At 70.7% G+C, this 15,451-nt stretch carries 14 protein-coding genes and 3 tRNA genes; 10 read left to right on the top strand and 7 right to left on the bottom strand.

The window, feature by feature from the left end:
- Window positions 1-250 (bottom strand): hypothetical protein (locus tag TR46_RS39485; protein ID WP_084718565.1); only part of this gene is annotated, 250 nt, incomplete at its 3' end.
- Between the two features lie 250 nt (window positions 251-500).
- Here TR46_RS39485 and TR46_RS16190 point away from each other — a divergent pair.
- The 3 genes from TR46_RS16190 to TR46_RS16180 all read left to right on the top strand — a co-directional run bounded on the left by TR46_RS16190 (window position 501) and on the right by TR46_RS16180 (window position 1,310).
- Window positions 501-573 (top strand) — tRNA-Asn (locus TR46_RS16190).
- A gap of 31 nt (window positions 574-604) precedes the next feature.
- A tRNA-Asn gene (locus tag TR46_RS16185) sits at window positions 605-677 on the top strand.
- A 96-nt stretch (window positions 678-773) separates the two neighbouring features.
- Window positions 774-1,310 carry a type II toxin-antitoxin system PemK/MazF family toxin gene (locus tag TR46_RS16180; RefSeq protein ID WP_042400902.1) on the top strand — a complete coding sequence of 179 codons (537 nt, stop codon included), beginning with the start codon at window positions 774-776 and terminating at the stop codon, window positions 1,308-1,310.
- Between the two features lie 26 nt (window positions 1,311-1,336).
- Here the strand turns inward: TR46_RS16180 and TR46_RS16175 are convergent, their stop codons facing one another.
- Complete coding sequence (locus tag TR46_RS16175; RefSeq protein WP_042400900.1) at window positions 1,337-2,509, bottom strand: hypothetical protein; 1,173 nt, start codon at window positions 2,507-2,509, stop codon at window positions 1,337-1,339.
- On the bottom strand, window positions 2,506-3,021 hold the full coding sequence (locus TR46_RS16170) for a DUF4365 domain-containing protein (protein ID WP_236655348.1): 516 nt from the start codon (window positions 3,019-3,021) through the stop codon (window positions 2,506-2,508). Before TR46_RS16170 ends, TR46_RS16175 begins: the two co-directional genes overlap by 4 nt.
- A 201-nt stretch (window positions 3,022-3,222) precedes the next feature.
- Here TR46_RS16170 and TR46_RS16165 point away from each other — a divergent pair, with 201 nt between their 5' ends.
- Entirely contained in the window at window positions 3,223-4,209 is a 987-nt protein-coding gene (locus TR46_RS16165; RefSeq protein ID WP_042400897.1) for an aldo/keto reductase, read from the top strand.
- A 56-nt stretch (window positions 4,210-4,265) separates the two neighbouring features.
- On the opposite strand, the gene TR46_RS16160 is transcribed toward TR46_RS16165, so the two are convergent.
- The 4 genes from TR46_RS16160 to TR46_RS16145 form a co-directional block, all read right to left on the bottom strand.
- Complete coding sequence (locus TR46_RS16160) at window positions 4,266-4,835, bottom strand: hypothetical protein (RefSeq protein ID WP_152626518.1); 570 nt, start codon at window positions 4,833-4,835, stop codon at window positions 4,266-4,268.
- Between the two features lie 107 nt (window positions 4,836-4,942).
- A tRNA-Ile gene (locus tag TR46_RS16155) sits at window positions 4,943-5,016 on the bottom strand.
- A gap of 155 nt (window positions 5,017-5,171) precedes the next feature.
- Complete coding sequence (locus tag TR46_RS16150; RefSeq protein ID WP_052432851.1) at window positions 5,172-6,425, bottom strand: glycosyltransferase 87 family protein; 1,254 nt, start codon at window positions 6,423-6,425, stop codon at window positions 5,172-5,174.
- Window positions 6,426-6,792: 367 nt separating this feature from the next.
- Window positions 6,793-7,230 (bottom strand): MarR family winged helix-turn-helix transcriptional regulator, encoded by a 438-nt coding sequence (locus TR46_RS16145; RefSeq protein WP_042400891.1) that lies wholly within the window; start codon window positions 7,228-7,230, stop codon window positions 6,793-6,795.
- A 109-nt stretch (window positions 7,231-7,339) separates the two neighbouring features.
- Between TR46_RS16145 and TR46_RS16140 the strand changes: the two genes are divergently transcribed.
- The 6 genes from TR46_RS16140 (at window position 7,340) to TR46_RS16115 (ending at window position 15,449) form a co-directional block, all read left to right on the top strand.
- On the top strand, window positions 7,340-8,362 hold the full coding sequence (locus tag TR46_RS16140; protein WP_042400889.1) for an NADP-dependent oxidoreductase: 1,023 nt from the start codon (window positions 7,340-7,342) through the stop codon (window positions 8,360-8,362).
- Between the two features lie 505 nt (window positions 8,363-8,867).
- On the top strand, window positions 8,868-10,649 hold the full coding sequence (gene araB / locus TR46_RS16135; protein ID WP_084718559.1) for a ribulokinase: 1,782 nt from the start codon (window positions 8,868-8,870) through the stop codon (window positions 10,647-10,649).
- Entirely contained in the window at window positions 10,646-11,383 is a 738-nt protein-coding gene (locus TR46_RS16130) for an L-ribulose-5-phosphate 4-epimerase (RefSeq protein ID WP_084718557.1), read from the top strand. The genes araB and TR46_RS16130 overlap by 4 nt, the downstream gene beginning before the upstream one ends.
- Complete coding sequence (gene araA, locus TR46_RS16125; RefSeq protein WP_042400886.1) at window positions 11,380-12,888, top strand: L-arabinose isomerase; 1,509 nt, start codon at window positions 11,380-11,382, stop codon at window positions 12,886-12,888. Before TR46_RS16130 ends, araA begins: the two co-directional genes overlap by 4 nt.
- Before the next feature lie 318 nt (window positions 12,889-13,206).
- Complete coding sequence (locus tag TR46_RS16120; RefSeq protein ID WP_042400972.1) at window positions 13,207-14,502, top strand: extracellular solute-binding protein; 1,296 nt, start codon at window positions 13,207-13,209, stop codon at window positions 14,500-14,502.
- A complete protein-coding gene (locus tag TR46_RS16115; protein WP_042400882.1) occupies window positions 14,499-15,449 on the top strand; it encodes a carbohydrate ABC transporter permease in 951 nt (316 codons plus the stop codon). The genes TR46_RS16120 and TR46_RS16115 overlap by 4 nt, the downstream gene beginning before the upstream one ends.
- The last annotated feature ends 2 nt before the right edge of the window (window positions 15,450-15,451 follow it).

Below are 15,451 nucleotides of genomic sequence, written 5' to 3'. Positions count from 1 at the left end.
CCCGCAGGTAGGGGACGCGTTCGGTGACCGACGGCGGCAGCTTGTCGCCGACCCGGCCGGCCACGGCGTCGGCGGCCTTCCCGGCGGCGCTGCCGGCCGCGTCCTTGGCGCTGCGGGTGGCGTTCTGCACGGCCGGCGTCTGCGACACGTCACGGGCGGTCTTGCGGAGCTGCTCGTAGCGTTCGCGTCCGGCGCGGGTGCCGAGCACATAGCCGAGGGCCAGTCCCATGAGGAAAGTCAGCTTGCGCATGTCGCCTCCACCTCTCTCCGTGCGGAGGGCCCGCGCGCTCCGTGGGGGTCCGCACCGCATCCTGCTTCGGAGCCTACGGGGCTCGTCCGGGCTCGCCTACCCGCCACGACGAGGGGCGAACCAGGCAGGTGCGGGCGGTGCGGGGGGTAACGATTGGCGGAGCACCCCCCTACGTGCGCTAATGTATGACCCGCAGCAAGCGCCGCCCACCAGCCCGACCGAGTCGGGCCGGGTCGTCGCAGCCGCACCTTCCCCCATAGCTCAATTGGCAGAGCAGCCGACTGTTAATCGGCAGGTTATTGGTTCGAGTCCAATTGGGGGAGCTGCCGGAAGCCGGACCGGCATTGCGAACGATCCTCCATAGCTCAATTGGCAGAGCAGCCGACTGTTAATCGGCAGGTTATTGGTTCGAGTCCAATTGGAGGAGCTCGGCACGAGGGCCCCGACCACGGTCGGGGCCCTCGTCGTTGTCGGCTGTCGTGCGCTGTCGTCGGCTGTCGTCGGCCGAGGGAGGGACCAGGGGATGACGCAGGCTCAGGTACTGGAGGCCGTCGCCGCCGCGGTGGTCGCAGTGGTCGCGGTGGCCGCCGCGCTCGGCTACGCGGGCAGCCGCAGGCGCCGAGGCGGCCCGTCCCGCCCCAGCGGCGGTCCGCAGCGCCGCACCCCGGGCAGCCCGCCGCGCCGTCCGGCCCGCGCCTCCTCGCCCACCCGCCCGGCACAGTCCGGTCCGCCCCGGACCCTCCCGTCCCGGCTGCCGGAAGCCCGCGAGATCTGGTGGGCCGACGTCCCGTTCGAGGACGGCACCGGCTCCAAGGACCGCCCTTGCCTGGTGCTGTACCGAGGCGCCCGCACCGCCACAGTGCTGAAGATCACCAGCAAGCACCACCCCGACCGCCCGGGCGTCCTCCCGCTCCCTCCCGGCACCGTCGGCGACCGCGACAAGCGCGCCAGCTGGCTGGAGACCGACGAACCCCGCGAGGTCCCGCTCGACCACTTCCGCCGCCGCGTCGGCGCCGCGGACCGCCAACTCTGGTCCCGAGTCCAAAAAGCCCTCACCTGACGGTCCCGCCGCGGCGGCGGAAGTGGTCAGGACCCTGCCTGATGGCGGAGGAAGCTCGAGTCGACGTGGACGTCACCCGTGAGTCGCCAGGCCCGCCGTTCGAAGCAGAGGTCGCCGGTGACCGTGAACGGCAGCCGCTGCCGGTACGCAAGGATGGCCCACTCGTGGTCACGGCCGCTGAGCGCCATGTGGATGCTCCGGGTTTTGCCGCGCACATCGGCGACCACCACCACCGTCCCCGCGCCGTCGTCATTCGGTCCGGCATCCTCACGGGTGAGTGAGCGGACCATCCCGACCACGGTCTCCCGTCGGGCCGGCTCCTCCTGCCGGACCAGGCGCTCACGTACCCGGGGCAGCGCTGTCATCACTCCGCGATCCATCACGACGACGCCCGCGCCCACCTCCGGAGGCACTTCGGCGGCAGCCCATTCGAAGGAGAGGTCCAACGAGAGCAGGCCCTCGGGCTCGGCCATCTCCTCCAGTGACTCCACCAGCCCGGCGCTCACCCCGAACGTGCCGGGGGAGTCGAGTACCTGCTGATCCCATTGGTGCGTGAGCTTCTGGGTGGTCTCCAGGCCCTGGGCGAGCGTGGTCATCACCCGGCGTGGGAAGAGCTGCGTCACCGGAGGCCCGGACGGCTGGTGGTCGGACGGGGGATCGCCGAGCCGGGTGATGACCGTGAAAACAAAGCTTCCGCGCTTGGTGTGTCCGAGTCGGACATCCTCTTCGAGGAAGTCCGACACCGCGGTGGGACGCCGCCCCAGATGCGAGTGGTGTGGGTCGGCTGCGGTGGTGGCGGCCGACTTCAGCAGCTTGAAGATGGCGTCGACGGTCTTCTCGGCCTGGCGGAAGGGAATGGTGCCGTCCGACATCGCCTGGTTGAGCCGCACGAAGAACAGGTCCGCACGGGTGGAGAGGATCTTTTCCTGCAGTTGGGTGGCGTCCCAGTCGTGGATGCGGCCGAGTGCGAGCAGTGCCTCGTTGAACCTCTGCGGGAAGTCGGCGTAGTCGGTGGCAAGAGGAAGCATGATCCTGCCGCGAACGCCGTGCCCCCCTTCGTCCGGAAGCCTCCAGATCTCCCTGACTTCGGCCTGCCTGGTCTCGAGCTCCCAGTTCTGGGTGGCGAGGTACTGCGAGACAGCGGGCGGGGTCAGCGTCGACGCGACTTCGCGGTAGCCGTCGAGCGCGGACGGGCTCACAGGTCGCCTCCTTCGCCGATGGTCCTCATGATGCCGAGGAGCTGGGACACGTCGAACACGTTAGTTCTCGGCAGGTGTACTGTCCTGCTGCCCCGCCCCTGGGCCGTAGCGCCCAGATGGCATGCGCGCTGCCAGAACATGGTGCCCTTGGCCAGCAGACCCTTGTCGTTGTGATCCAACCAGACCGAGGGATCCTCGGGGACGAGCAGCACGCCGAGGAACGCGGGCACGTAGCGCTTGGGGTTGGTCAGCCGGGCGAACGGTTCGGCCTTCATCGGCCAGGCCATGTCACCGTCGGTCAGATAGCGCTGCTGGGTGGTGCACTTGAGTTGCAGCTCGAATTCGGGGCAGTAGAACGTGTCGTACTCGGCTGAGGACGAGATGGTGATGTCGACGCCGTCGTAGTCCGTCTCATGGCACTTGATGGAGCAGCCGGCAGCGGCCGCGACCAGTCGCACATACGCCAGGCTGAACTGCTCCTGCCTGGCGGTGATCGGTAGATTGCCATCCACCGTTTTCTCCCCCCCCTTGAGACGGATGCTCGGGACTGGATCGTATGAATCCTGGCGGCCCACCGACGTCGAGAACCCATCCGGCTTCACCCGAAAGAGGATCGGAATCCTTCGATCCGGTGCTTGACCTGGAGCGCGCTCCAGCAAGCAGACTCGTGGTCAGCGCCCGGAAGTGACGGGCCGTGACCATGAGGAGACTCCATGCGCAACCGTACGATCGGCACCGACCCCGCCACCCGTCGTGACGTGAGCGTGCTCAGCCTGGGTGCCATGCGCTTCGGCAGCGCCACGGACGAGGCGACCTCTTTCGCGGTCCTGGACCGGTATGTGGAGGCCGGCGGCAACTTCATCGACACCTCGGACAACTACGCCTTCTGGCACGACGGGAGCCAGGGCGGCCAGAGCGAGGAACTGCTGGGCCGGTGGCGCCGCAGCCGGGGGATCGGGGACGAGATCACCATCGCCACCAAGCTCGGCGCCCGCCCGCTGGCTCCCGGGACCGGCTACATCGACAACCCGGAGGGCCTGTCAGCCAAGGTGATCCGGGAGTCCGCCGAGCGCAGCCGGGAGCGGCTGGGCCTGGACCGGCTGCCGCTGCTCTACGCGCACATCGAGGACCCCCGGGTGGAGCTGCGGGAGACCGTGGAGGGCTTCGCCGAGCTGGTCGCCGAGGGCACCGTCGGCCTGCTGGGCGTGAGCAACCACTGGGCCTGGCGGGTGGAGCGGGCCCGGAGCATCGCGGCGGCGGCCGGACTGCCGGGCTACGAGGTGCTGCAGTACCGACACACCTACCTGCGTCCGCGCGCGGACCTGCCGGGACAGCTGTCCCAGGACGGCGACCACGGGCTGGTCGGCGCCGACCTGCTGAGCTACGTCCGGGAGCACCCTCAGCTGACCATGGTCGCCTACTCCCCGCTGATCGCCGGCGGCTACACCCGCGCCGACAAGCCGCTGGACGCCGCCTTCGACCACGCCGGCACCCCGGCCAGGCTCGCGGTGCTGCGCCAGATCGCGGCGGAGACCGGGGCGACCGCCAACCAGGTCGTGCTGGCCTGGCTGATCGGCGGCGAGGTCCCGATCCTCCCCCTGGTCGGCGCCTCCTCGGTGGCCCAGCTGGAGGAGAGCCTCGCCGCAGTCGACCTGGACCTCACCGAGGACCAGCGCACCCGCCTCGACGCCGCCCACTGAGCCCGCGCACTGAGCCCGCGCACTGAGCCGCGGCGCGCACAGCGGTCCGCGGCGCGTCACTCGCCGAGAAGGGTGGCGAACAGGCAGGCCCCGCCGCAGGCGGCTGCGGCGGCGAGAAGGAGCAGGGCGGCGCGGCCGAACCAGGGGCCGGTCCGGCCGGTGCGGAATTCGACGGTGCCGGCGGTGGCGTCCCGGCTGGACAGGGCGGCGCCGCCGATCGCCAGGAACAACAGACCTATCAGGGTCACCGCCAGCCAGCCCGCGCTGCGGGCGACGCTGGACCTGACGTAGGAGCCCGGGCCGACCCGGTCCACCCTGAGGGTGCTCCCGGCGGTCCGTGCGGGATTGGTGTGGACGGTCGCCGCCGCGTCGACGGCCCGCCCGTCGTCGGACCGGAAGCCGCCGGTACAGCCGATGTAACTGCCCTTGCCGGTGCCGAAGCGGGCGCAGGAGGCCACGGTCAGTGTGCCGGTCCGGCCCAGCAGGCCGGTCGCGTGGCCGGTCTGGTAGCACCCGAAGGCCGCCAGGCCGATCCCGGCGAGCAGCACCGCGATTCCCAGCGCCCAGCGCCCGGTCGGCCCCGCAGGCTGTGCCTGCCGTCGGACGGACCTGGCCGGCGCTGTCATCAGCTGTCCCTTCACTTCTCTTTCGAGTGAAAAAGGCCCTCCCGGGGTGTGTCCCGGGAGGGCCTTCCACTACTGTCATGGCTGGTCAAGCCATATAGCAGCTGCGGTGGGGCGGGTGGGACTCGAACCCACGACCAAGGGATTATGAGTCCCCTGCTCTAACCGGCTGAGCTACCGCCCCCAGGCAACCCGGTCGGCTGACCGTCCGGGGATCCCATGCACTGACCAGTACTGATCATTCTGACTGATCGTCGTACATCAGGACGAGCGGCTCTGCTGAGCACCGCTCGCCGCAGCATAGCTGGTGAGACGCGCAGTTCGCGCGGGGGGTTCCTCTTAGGTGGATCTTTCCAGGGGTGCGAGCGGGCATTCGCGCTGGGTCGGGAGCACTGCCGCGAGGCCTGGTTCCGCCGCACGTCGGCACCGCAGCAGCCGGGTCAGCGCGACCCCGAGCAGAAGGAGGCCGAACAGTGAGTAGACCGAGGAGAACGGCTGCTCCCACACGTGCAGCCGCAGGCTGGCCCGGGGGTTGTGCGGGGTCAGCCACATGCTGAAGCCCAGGAAGCAGACCAGGGTCCCGCCGAGCACGATGCGCCAGCGCAGATGGCGCAGCTCCTGTGGTCGGGCCTGCTCCGCCGCGGCCTCGGCGGCGAGCAGCACGATGACGGGGACGCACCACACCCAGTGGTGGGTCCAGCTGATCGGTGAGATCAGCAGCGCGGTGACGGCCGAGCAGAGCACGCCCCAGGCCTCCGCGCGGGGGAGGCGCGGTTGGTTGCGCACCACCGCGGCGGCGATGCCGAGACCGGCAAGGGCGGTCACCCCGGCGAGGACCGCCCAGGACAGGCTGGGGTCGGGCTCGTGCAGCAGTCGGGCCAGCGTCCCGCGCACCGACTGGTTGTCGGAGATCTGGGTCAGCCCGACCCGGTGCGAGTCGTAGAGGTAGTGCGTCCAGAAATGCCAGGAGTCGCCCGGCAGGGCGATCCCGCCGAGCAGCACGGTGCCGAGGAAGGCGCCGAAGGAGGTGAGCGCGGCCCGGGGGCGCCCGGTGAGCAGCAGGTAGAGACCGAAGAAGCCGGGGGTGAGCTTGATCCCGGCGGCGATGCCGATCAGCAGCCCCTTGCCTCGCGAACTGTCGGGCCGGTTGAGGTCGGCCAGGACCAGGCAGTCCAGCAGCAGGTTGATCTGCCCGTACTTGAGCGTGGTCCACACCGGTTCCAGCCAGACACCCAGCCCCACCGCAGCGACCACCGCGATCGGCCGAACCGAGCGGTGGGGCCAGTCAACCAGTTGGAAGGAGAGCCGGGCCAGTGTGCCCAGCAGGGCGAAATTCGCCACCGTGACCAGTACCCGGAGCACCCCGACCGGGATGAAGGAGGCCGGGACGAACAGCAGTGCGGCGAACGGCGGATAGGTCGCCGACAGGTTGAACTGCGGCACCACCATGGCATAGAGGTCCTGGCCGTGGCGTACGGTGTCGCCCTCCGCGCGGTAGACGACCATGTCCACCATGTCGACCCGGGTGAAGTGCCGCACCAGGGCGTAACCGAGCAGGGAGAGCAGCGTGCCGCCGACCACCCGACGGGTCACCCGGCGCGGACCGGACCGGTCGCGGACCGCATCCTGGCCCCGCCGCGGGGATTCCCCCGTACGGCCGAACCGCAGTCCGGCCGGTCTTTCCACGATCTGTGTGCCCGAGTTGGATCGACTTCGCTCTACTGCCACATCCCCCGCCATGTCCCCCGTTGGAATCCTGCGTCCGACGGGTTCTCTGGCGACCCGTCATCCGCGGGAGTCTAGCGGCTGGCCCGATCGCGGACGTCCCCGCCGGGCGGGTGGGCGGAAGTCATCCTTTTGGACCAGAAAGGGCCCTGATCTGCGCTTTTACGTGTACAAAGCCACCGCCGCCGACACTGCTGCCGATGCCGGGGCTGGCGCCGTGCGGCGGCAGTGCGGGTCAGCGGGGCTGCTTCGCGCCCTCGACGATGCGCTGCAGCAGATTACGCAGTTGCTCGCGCTCGGCCGGCTCCAGCGCGGCCAGCGGTGCGCGGGCGAAGTTCAGCGACTCGCGGAGCTCCGCGGAGGCGTCGCGCCCCGCCTCGGTCGCGGCGACGCGCTTGATCCGCCGGTCGTCGGGGTCGGCCTGACGGGCCACCAGCCCGCGCAGCTCCAGCCGGTCGACGATGCCGGTGATGTTCGACGGCTCGCAGCTCATGGTCTGCGCGATCTGGCGCATCGGCATGGGTCCGCGCCTGAGCAGGGCCAGCACCTTGGCCTGGGCCCCGGTGAGCGAGCGGGCCGACGCGGCCTCCTCGTACTCCTTGTGGAAGAGCGCGACCAGGTTGGCCATCAGGTCGACGACTTCGAGGGAGAGCGGATCCAGCTGCTGCGACATACCCTCAGGGTAGCTGAATATTTGACATGGTGAACCTTTCTGGCGCAGAGTTGCTTTCGGTTGTCAACTAAAGACCTACTCAATGAACGAGAAAGTAAAGGAACCCGTCATGGCGCAGCAGACCCTTCCCGTGACCGGCCGTGAGTGGCACCTCGTGGCCCGTCCCGACGGCTGGCCGACCCCCGAGGACTTCGCGCTGGTCGAAGCCCCGGTCCAGGCGCCCGGCGCGGGACAGATCGTGGTCCGCAACGAGTTCCTGTCCGTGGACCCCTATATGCGGGGCCGGATGAACGACGTCAAGTCGTACGTCCCGCCGTTCCGGCTGGGCGCGGTGATGGACGGCGGCGCGGTCGGCCGGGTCGTCGCGTCCGAGGCCGAGGGCTTCGCGGTCGGTGACGCGGTGCTGCACGGGTTCGGCTGGCGCGAGTACGCCACCCTGGACTCCGCCAAGGCGGTCAAGGTCGACGACTCGCTGCCGCTGCAGGCCTACCTGGGCGTGCTGGGCATGACCGGGCTCACCGCCTACGCGGGCCTGCTGGAGGTCGGCTCCTTCAAGGAGGGCGAGGCGGTGTTCGTCTCCGGCGCGGCCGGCGCCGTCGGGAGCATGGTCGGCCAGTTCGCCAAGCTGCGCGGCGCCTCGCTGGTAGTCGGCAGCGCGGGTTCGCCGGAGAAGGTCCGCAAGCTGGTCGAGGAGTTCGGCTTCGACGCCGCTTTCGACTACAAGCAGGGTCCGGTCGCCGAGCAGCTCGGCAAGGCCGCCCCCGAGGGCATCGACGTCTACTTCGACAACGTGGGCGGCGAGCACCTGGAGGCCGCGATCGGCGCTCTGACGCTGCGCGGCCGGGCGGTGCTGTGCGGTGCGATCGCCCAGTACAACGACACCGGCGCCCCGGTCGGTCCGCGGAACCTGGCGCTGGCGATCGGCAAGCGGCTGCGCCTGGAGGGGATGCTGGTGGGCGACCACTACGGGCTCCAGCCGGCCTTCGCCGCCGAGGTCGGCGGCTGGCTGCGGGAGGGGAAGCTGCACGTGGAGGAGACCGTGGTGGACGGCTTCGAGAACACCGTGGACGCCTTCATCGGCATGCTGCGCGGCGCCAACACCGGCAAGATGCTGGTCCACGTGCAGGGCTGACCCCAAGGCCACACCAGGTTCCGCGCCAGGGCTGACGCCAAGGCCCGCACCAGGACCGAGCCAAGGCGCGGCGCCACGGCCAACCCCAAGGCCCGCGCCAAGGCCGAGCCAGGGCCAACCCCAAGGCCCGCGCCAAGGCCCAGCCAAGGCCCGCACCAGGCCTGACGCCAGGCCGCCGCCAAGGCCCGGCCCAAGGCCCGCACCAGGGCCGACGTCAAGGCCCGGCACCAGGCCTGACGCCAGGGCCGCCGCCAGCCCCCGCGCCGCGGACCCTGCTCCCGCGACCCCCAAGGGCCGCCGCTCTCCCCTCCGGGAGGGCGGCGGCCCGGTTTACTTCTGCGCAATCTATTGACGATGGCAGCATGTGAGCGTTAACAATTGACCACGCCGCCGGTACGGAGGGGCCGACGGACCCTCGGATCCGGCCGGATCACCGCCGCGACGGTACCCGTATGCCGCCTGTCACCTGTCCCGCTGGGATTGCCGCTTCCTCGGAGAGCCAATTGTGAGCGTTAACATCAATACCCCCGTCACGGTGGGCATCGACTTCGGCACCCTCTCCGGCCGGGCCGTCGTCGTCTCCGTCGAGGACGGCACCCAGCTGGCCGACGCGGTCCACGAGTACCGGTACGGCGTGATCGACACCGTGCTGCCGGACGGCAGCACCACCCTGCCGCCGGACTGGGCGCTGCAACTCCCGGACGACTGGCGGGACGTGCTGCGCAACGCCGTCCCCAAGGCGCTGGAGCTGGCCGGGGTCACCGCGGACCAGGTCATCGGCATCGGTACCGACTTCACCGCCTGCACCGTGCTGCCGACCACCGCGGACGGCACCCCGCTCTGCGAACTGCCCGGCCTGGCCGGGCGCCCGCACGCGTACCCCAAGCTGTGGCGCCACCACGCCGCGCAGCCGCAGGCCGACCGGATCAACGCGCTCGCCGCCGAACTGGGCGAGTCCTGGCTGCCCCGTTACGGCGGCAAGATCTCCAGCGAGTGGGAGTACGCCAAGGGGCTGCAACTGCTGGAGGAGGACCCGGAGCTGTACGCGGCCGCGGACCGCTGGATCGAGGCGGCCGACTGGATCGTCTGGGAGCTCACCGGTCAGGAGAACCGCAACCTCTGCACCGCCGGCTACAAGGGCATCCACCAGCCCGACCTGCTCCCCGCCGAGGACGGCGCCCGTCCCGGCGCGGACTACCTGGGCCGGCTGAACCCCGGCTTCACCGGCTTCACGGCCAAACTGGACCACCCGCTGGCGTCGCTCGGCGACGCGGCGGGTTCGCTGACCGCCCGGGCGGCGGCGCTGACTGGGCTCAATGAGGGGACCCCGGTCAGCGTGGGCAATGTCGACGCCCACGTAACCAACGCCGCCGCCCGGGCTCTCGACCCCGGGCACATGCTCGCCATCATGGGCACCAGCACCTGCCACATCCTCAACTCCGACGTCCTGGCCGAGGTCCCCGGTATGTGCGGGGTGGTGCGCGACGGCGTCGTCCCCGGACTGTGGGGGTACGAGGCCGGGCAGAGCGGGGTGGGCGACATCTTCGCCTGGGCCGTCCGCACCGCGGCGCCCGAGTCCTACGCCGTCGAGGCCCGCGAGCGGGGCTTGAGCGTGCACGAGCTGCTGACCGAGAAGGCCGCGGCCCAACCGGTCGGCGCGCACGGACTGGTGGCGCTGGACTGGCACAGCGGCAACCGCTCGGTGCTGGTCGACCACCACCTCTCCGGCCTGCTGCTCGGCCTCACCCTGGACACCAGGCCTGAGGAGATCTACCGCGCCCTGCTGGAGGCCACCGCCTTCGGGACCAGGGTCATCGTCGAGGCCTTCGAGCAGGCCGGGGTCCCGGTGACCGAGTTCACCGTGGCCGGCGGGCTGCCCAAGAACCACTTCCTGATGCAGATCTACAGCGATGTGCTGCGCCGCCCGGTCAATGTGATCGGCTCCGAGCAGGGCCCGGCGCTGGGCTCGGCGATCCACGCCGCGGTTGCGGCCGGGGCGTACCCGGACATCCGCACCGCCTCGGCGGCGATGGGCCGGATCAACCTCGCCGTGCACACCCCGGACCCGCAGCGGGCCGACGCCTACGACCGGCTCTTCGCCGAGTACCGCGAACTGCACGACCACTTCGGCCGGGGCGGCAGCGACGCGCTGCACCGGCTCCGCGCACTGCGCGACGCGGCCCGCACCGCCGGTGCCGCTGCCGACACCGACGCCGGATCCGACAGCGCCGCCGCGGACGCCGCCGGCACCGCCGGTTCCGATCTCCTGCTGGAGGAAGCCCGATGACCCCGCTCGAACAGCTGAAGGCCGAGGTCTGCGCCCTGCATGCGGAGCTGCTGCGCTGGGGCCTGGTCGCCTGGACCAGCGGCAATGTCAGCGGCCGGCTGCCCGGCACCGAGCTGATGGTGATCAAGCCGAGCGGGCTGTCCTACGACGAGCTGACGCCCGAGCAGATGATCGTCTGCGATCTGGACGGCAAGGTGCTGGAGGGCGAGCTGTCGCCCTCCAGCGACACCGCCGCCCACGCCTACGTCTACCGCAACCGCCCGGACGTCGGCGGCGTGGTGCACACGCACTCCCCGTACGCCACCGCCTGGTCGGCGGTGGGGGAGCCGATCCCCTGCGCGATCACCGCGATGGGCGACGAGTTCGGCGGCGACATCCCGGTCGGCCCGTTCGCCCTGATCGGCGACGACTCGATCGGCCAGGGCATCGTCGCCACCCTGGACGGGCACCGCTCGCCCGCGGTGCTGATGCGCCAGCACGGGGTCTTCACCATCGGCAAGAACGCCAAGGCCGCCGTGAAGGCCGCGGTGATGTGCGAGGACGTGGCCCGCACCGTCCACCTGGCCCGGCAGCTCGGGCCGGTGAGCCGACTGCCGCAGCAGGACATCGACCGGCTCTACGACCGCTACCAGAACGTGTACGGCCAGGCCCCGGCCGCCTCCCAGCCGGAGACCGCACCCTCCGCCGCTTCCGCGGCCCCCGCCACCGTCGGCTCCGAAGGAGACCCCGCATGACCGCCGCCACCCCGTTCCCCACCCGCCAGGTCTGGTACCTCACCGGCAGCCAGGGCCTGTACGGAGCGGAGACGCTGCGTCAGGTCGCGGACCAGTCCGGGCAGATAGCCGCGACCCTGGCCGCCGGGCTGCCCGTGCAGCTGGTGGTCAAGCCGGTGCTGACCGACGCCTCGGCGATCCACCGGGTGATGCTGGAGGCCAACGCCGACGACTCCTGCATCGGCGTGATCGCCTGGATGCACACCTTCTCCCCGGCCAAGATGTGGATCGCCGGGCTGGACGCGCTGCGCAAGCCGCTGCTGCACCTGCACACCCAGTCCAACGTCCGGCTGCCGTGGTCGACCATCGACATGGACTTCATGAACCTGAACCAGGCCGCCCACGGCGACCGCGAGTTCGGCTACATCCAGTCCCGGCTCGGGGTCGCCCGCAAGACCGTGGCCGGCCATGTCAGCGACCCGGCCACGGTCGCCAGGGTGGCCGGCTGGGTCCGCTCCGCGGTCGGCCGCGCCGAGCTGCGCAGCCTGAAGCTGGCCCGCTTCGGCGACAACATGCGCGATGTCGCGGTCACCGAGGGCGACAAGGTCGAGGCCCAGTTGCGCTTCGGTGTCTCGGTCAACACCTACGGCGTCAACGACCTGGTCGAGGCGGTGGACGCGGCGTCCGACGCGAGCGTGGCCGAGCTGGTCAAGGAGTACGAGGACCTCTACCGGGTCGCCCCCGAGCTGCGCCAGGGCGGCGAGCGGCACGAGTCGCTGCGCTACGCCGCCCGGATCGAGCTGGGTCTGCGCAGCTTCCTCGGCGAGGGCGGCTTCGGCGCCTTCACCACCAACTTCGAGGACCTCGGCGGGCTGCGCCAGCTCCCCGGCCTGGCCGTGCAGCGGCTGATGGCGGACGGCTACGGCTTCGGCGGCGAGGGCGACTGGAAGACCTCCGCGCTGCTGCGCACGCTCAAGGCGATGGCGGTCGGGCTGCCCGGCGGCACCTCCTTCATGGAGGACTACACCTACGACCTGACCCCCGGGCAGGAGCTGATCCTGGGCGCCCACATGCTGGAGGTCTGCCCCAGCATCGCGGTGGACACCCCCAGTGTGGAGATCCACCCGCTGGGCATCGGCGGCCGGGAGGACCCGGTCCGGATGGTGTTCGACGCGGCGCCGGGCCCGGCCGTGGTCATCGGCCTGGCCGACCTCGGCGACCGGTTCCGGCTGGTCGCCAACGAGATCGACACGGTCGCCCCGCCGGAGCCGCTGCCCAAGCTCCCGGTGGCCCGCGCGGTCTGGCGTCCGCGCCCCGACCTGAAGACCTCCACCGAGTCCTGGCTGACCGCCGGGGGCCCGCACCACACGGTGTACTCCAGCGCCCTGGGCGCCGAGGAGCTCGCCGACCTGGCGGAGATGACCGGAACCGAACTCGCCCTGGTCGACGCGGACACCACCACCCGCCGCCTCACCCAGGAGCTGCGCTGGAACCAGGCCTACTACCGCCTGGCCCAGGGCTTCTGAGCCCGTGCGCCGCTGAGGGATTCCGTCAGGTCCCACCGCTTCACCGGTACTGACCGGTGGGTGCGCACCCCGCCCGGGTGCGCACCCACCGGGGCCTTGCCATACCCTCGACCAGCTGCCCATATGTCCACCTGCTCATTTGTCGATCTATCGACCTGATCAGCTGAGGAAGCAATGGCGCCACCTCTCCATCGGACTTCCACCCCGCCCGCCGCCCTGACTGCCGCCCAGTTCGACGCCCGGTCCGCCGACCCGTCCGAAGCCCCGACCGCCCAGCGGGCGTGCCCGCCCTCCCGCCGGGGCTTCCTCGGCGGGGCCATGGCCCTCGGCCTGCTCGGCGTGGCCGCCGCCACCAGCGGCTGCTCGGCCGACGCGCTCGCCTCCGGGAAGACCCGGCTCCGCTACTGGAACCTCTTCGGCGGCGGCGACGGCGTCAACATGCAGGCCATGGAGGCGGCCTTCAGCAAGGCCCACCCGCAGATCGACCTGGAGGCCAACACCCTGGCCTGGGGCGCCCCGTACTACACCAAGCTGGCCATGGCCGGAGCGGGCGGCCGCGCCCCCGAGATCGCCGTGCTGCACCTGGCCCGGCTGCCCGGGTTCGCCCCGGGGCGGTTGCTGGACCCCTGGGACCTGGACCTGCTCGGCGAGTTCGGGATCCACTCGTCCGACTTCCCGGACAGCATCTGGAAGCGCGGCACGGTCGACGGCAAGCAGTTCGCGGTGCCGCTCGACACCCACCCCTTCGTCATGTACTACAACACGGACATCGCCAAGAAGGCCGGACTGCTCGGCACCGACGGCAAGATCCGCACCATCACCGGCACCGACCAGTTCCTGGACGTGCTGCGCACCGTGAAGAGGACCACCGGGCAGCAGCCGATCACCTTCGAGACCCTGGGCCCCGGCTGCATCAACCCCTGGCGGCTGTTCTCCACCTTCTACGCCCAGGCCGGCGGCACCGTCCTGTCGGCCGACGCCAAGCGGCTCACCATCGACGACGCCAAGGCGCTGAAGGTGCTGACCTTCATGCAGCAGCTCACCCACGAGGGCCTGGCCGTGCAGAAGACCGACGTCGGCGGCGCCATCGCGCTGTTCAACAGCGGCAAGTCCGGGTTCTTCCTGGACGGCGAGTGGGACGTCTCCACCTTCAAGTCCAACACCTCGCTGCCGTTCGGCATGGCTCGCATCCCGGCGCTGTTCGGGCCGGTGGCCAACGCCCAGGCCGACTGCCACTCCTTCGTGCTGCCGCACGAGTCCGGCCGCGGCGGAGCCCCCAACCGGGCCGCCCACCAGTTCGCCGCCTGGATGCTGAAGAACAGCCTGATGTGGGCCGAGGGCGGGCACGTCCCCGCGTACTCCCCGGTCCGGGACAGCGACGCCTACCACAAGCTCGAACCGCAGTCCGAGTACGCCTCGGTCGCCAATGATGTGGCGCTGGATCCGGTGGCCTGGTTCGCGGGCTCCGCCTCCGCCATGTGGATCGACCTCGGCGCCGCCTTCTCCCAGGTGCTGACCGGCAGCTCGTCCCCGCAGCAGGGCCTGGACCAGGCCAAGTCCGCCCTCCGGAAACTGATCGCCACCCCGAACCCCTTTGGAGGTGCGGCAGCATGAGCGCAACCCTCACCGGTACCGACGCCGGCTCCGCGCCCGACCCCGGCTCCGGGGCCGACTCCGCCGGCCGGTCCCGTACGTCCGGCCGGGTGCGGCGCGGCTGGACCGAGCACGGGCTGGTCTTCACCGCGCCGTTCCTGCTGGTCTACGCCCTCTTCCTGGTGTGGCCGCTGCTCTACGGGGTCCGGATCAGCTTCAGCGACTACAACCTGGCCGGCATCAACTCCAAGTTCATCGGCCTGGACAACTACACCGAGGCCTTCAAGGACCCCCTGGTGTGGCAGTCGCTGTGGCACACCGTGGAGTTCACCCTGATGAGCACCCCGCCGCTGGTGGTGCTCGGGCTGGCGATGGCCCTGATCGCGCACCAGCTGCGCTTCGTCCGGTGGTTGTGGCGGCTCAGCTACTTCGCGCCCTTCGTGCTGCCCTCCGCCGTCGTGGCGGTGATCTGGACCTGGATCTTCGAGCCCGGGTTCGGGCTGATCGACGGGACCTTCAAGTCCACCATCGGCTGGCTCACCGACTCCCAGTACGCCATGGCGTCGGTGGTGCTGACCACGGTCTGGTGGACCGTCGGCTTCAACTTCCTGCTCTACCTGGCCGCGCTGCAGGGCATCCCGGCCCAGCTGTACGAGGCCGCGGAGCTGGACGGCGCCGGCCCCTGGAAGCGGCTGTGGAAGATCACCATCCCGATGCTCAAGCGCACCACCGGCCTGGTCGTGGTGCTGCAGCTGATCGCCTCGCTGAAGATCTTCGACCAGATCTACATGATGACCGGCGGCGGTCCGGACAACTCCACCCGCCCGGTGCTGGAGTACATGTACGACGTCGGCTTCACGGGCTACCGCACCGGCTACGCCTCGGCCGTCTCCTACATCCTGTTCGTGCTGATCGTCGTCGTCTCCCTGGTGCAGCTGCGCCTCGGCCGCAACCGTGAGGAGGGCTGATC

Source organism: Streptacidiphilus carbonis (assembly GCF_000787775.1).
Taxonomy (GTDB): Bacteria; Actinomycetota; Actinomycetes; order Streptomycetales; family Streptomycetaceae; genus Streptacidiphilus; species Streptacidiphilus carbonis.
This window is presented reverse-complemented; position numbering and strand designations above follow the sequence as displayed.

Coding starts and splice junctions, on each gene's coding strand:
- TR46_RS16180 (WP_042400902.1), top strand. CDS start 774: ATGACGCAGGCTCAGGTACTGGAGGCCGTCGCCGCCGCGGTGGTCGCA.
- TR46_RS16165 (WP_042400897.1), top strand. CDS start 3,223: ATGCGCAACCGTACGATCGGCACCGACCCCGCCACCCGTCGTGACGTG.
- TR46_RS16160 (WP_152626518.1), bottom strand. CDS start 4,835: ATGACAGCGCCGGCCAGGTCCGTCCGACGGCAGGCACAGCCTGCGGGG.
- TR46_RS16145 (WP_042400891.1), bottom strand. CDS start 7,230: ATGTCGCAGCAGCTGGATCCGCTCTCCCTCGAAGTCGTCGACCTGATG.
- TR46_RS16140 (WP_042400889.1), top strand. CDS start 7,340: ATGGCGCAGCAGACCCTTCCCGTGACCGGCCGTGAGTGGCACCTCGTG.
- TR46_RS16130 (WP_084718557.1), top strand. CDS start 10,646: ATGACCCCGCTCGAACAGCTGAAGGCCGAGGTCTGCGCCCTGCATGCG.
- araA (WP_042400886.1), top strand. CDS start 11,380: ATGACCGCCGCCACCCCGTTCCCCACCCGCCAGGTCTGGTACCTCACC.
- TR46_RS16120 (WP_042400972.1), top strand. CDS start 13,207: ATGGCCCTCGGCCTGCTCGGCGTGGCCGCCGCCACCAGCGGCTGCTCG.
- TR46_RS16115 (WP_042400882.1), top strand. CDS start 14,499: ATGAGCGCAACCCTCACCGGTACCGACGCCGGCTCCGCGCCCGACCCC.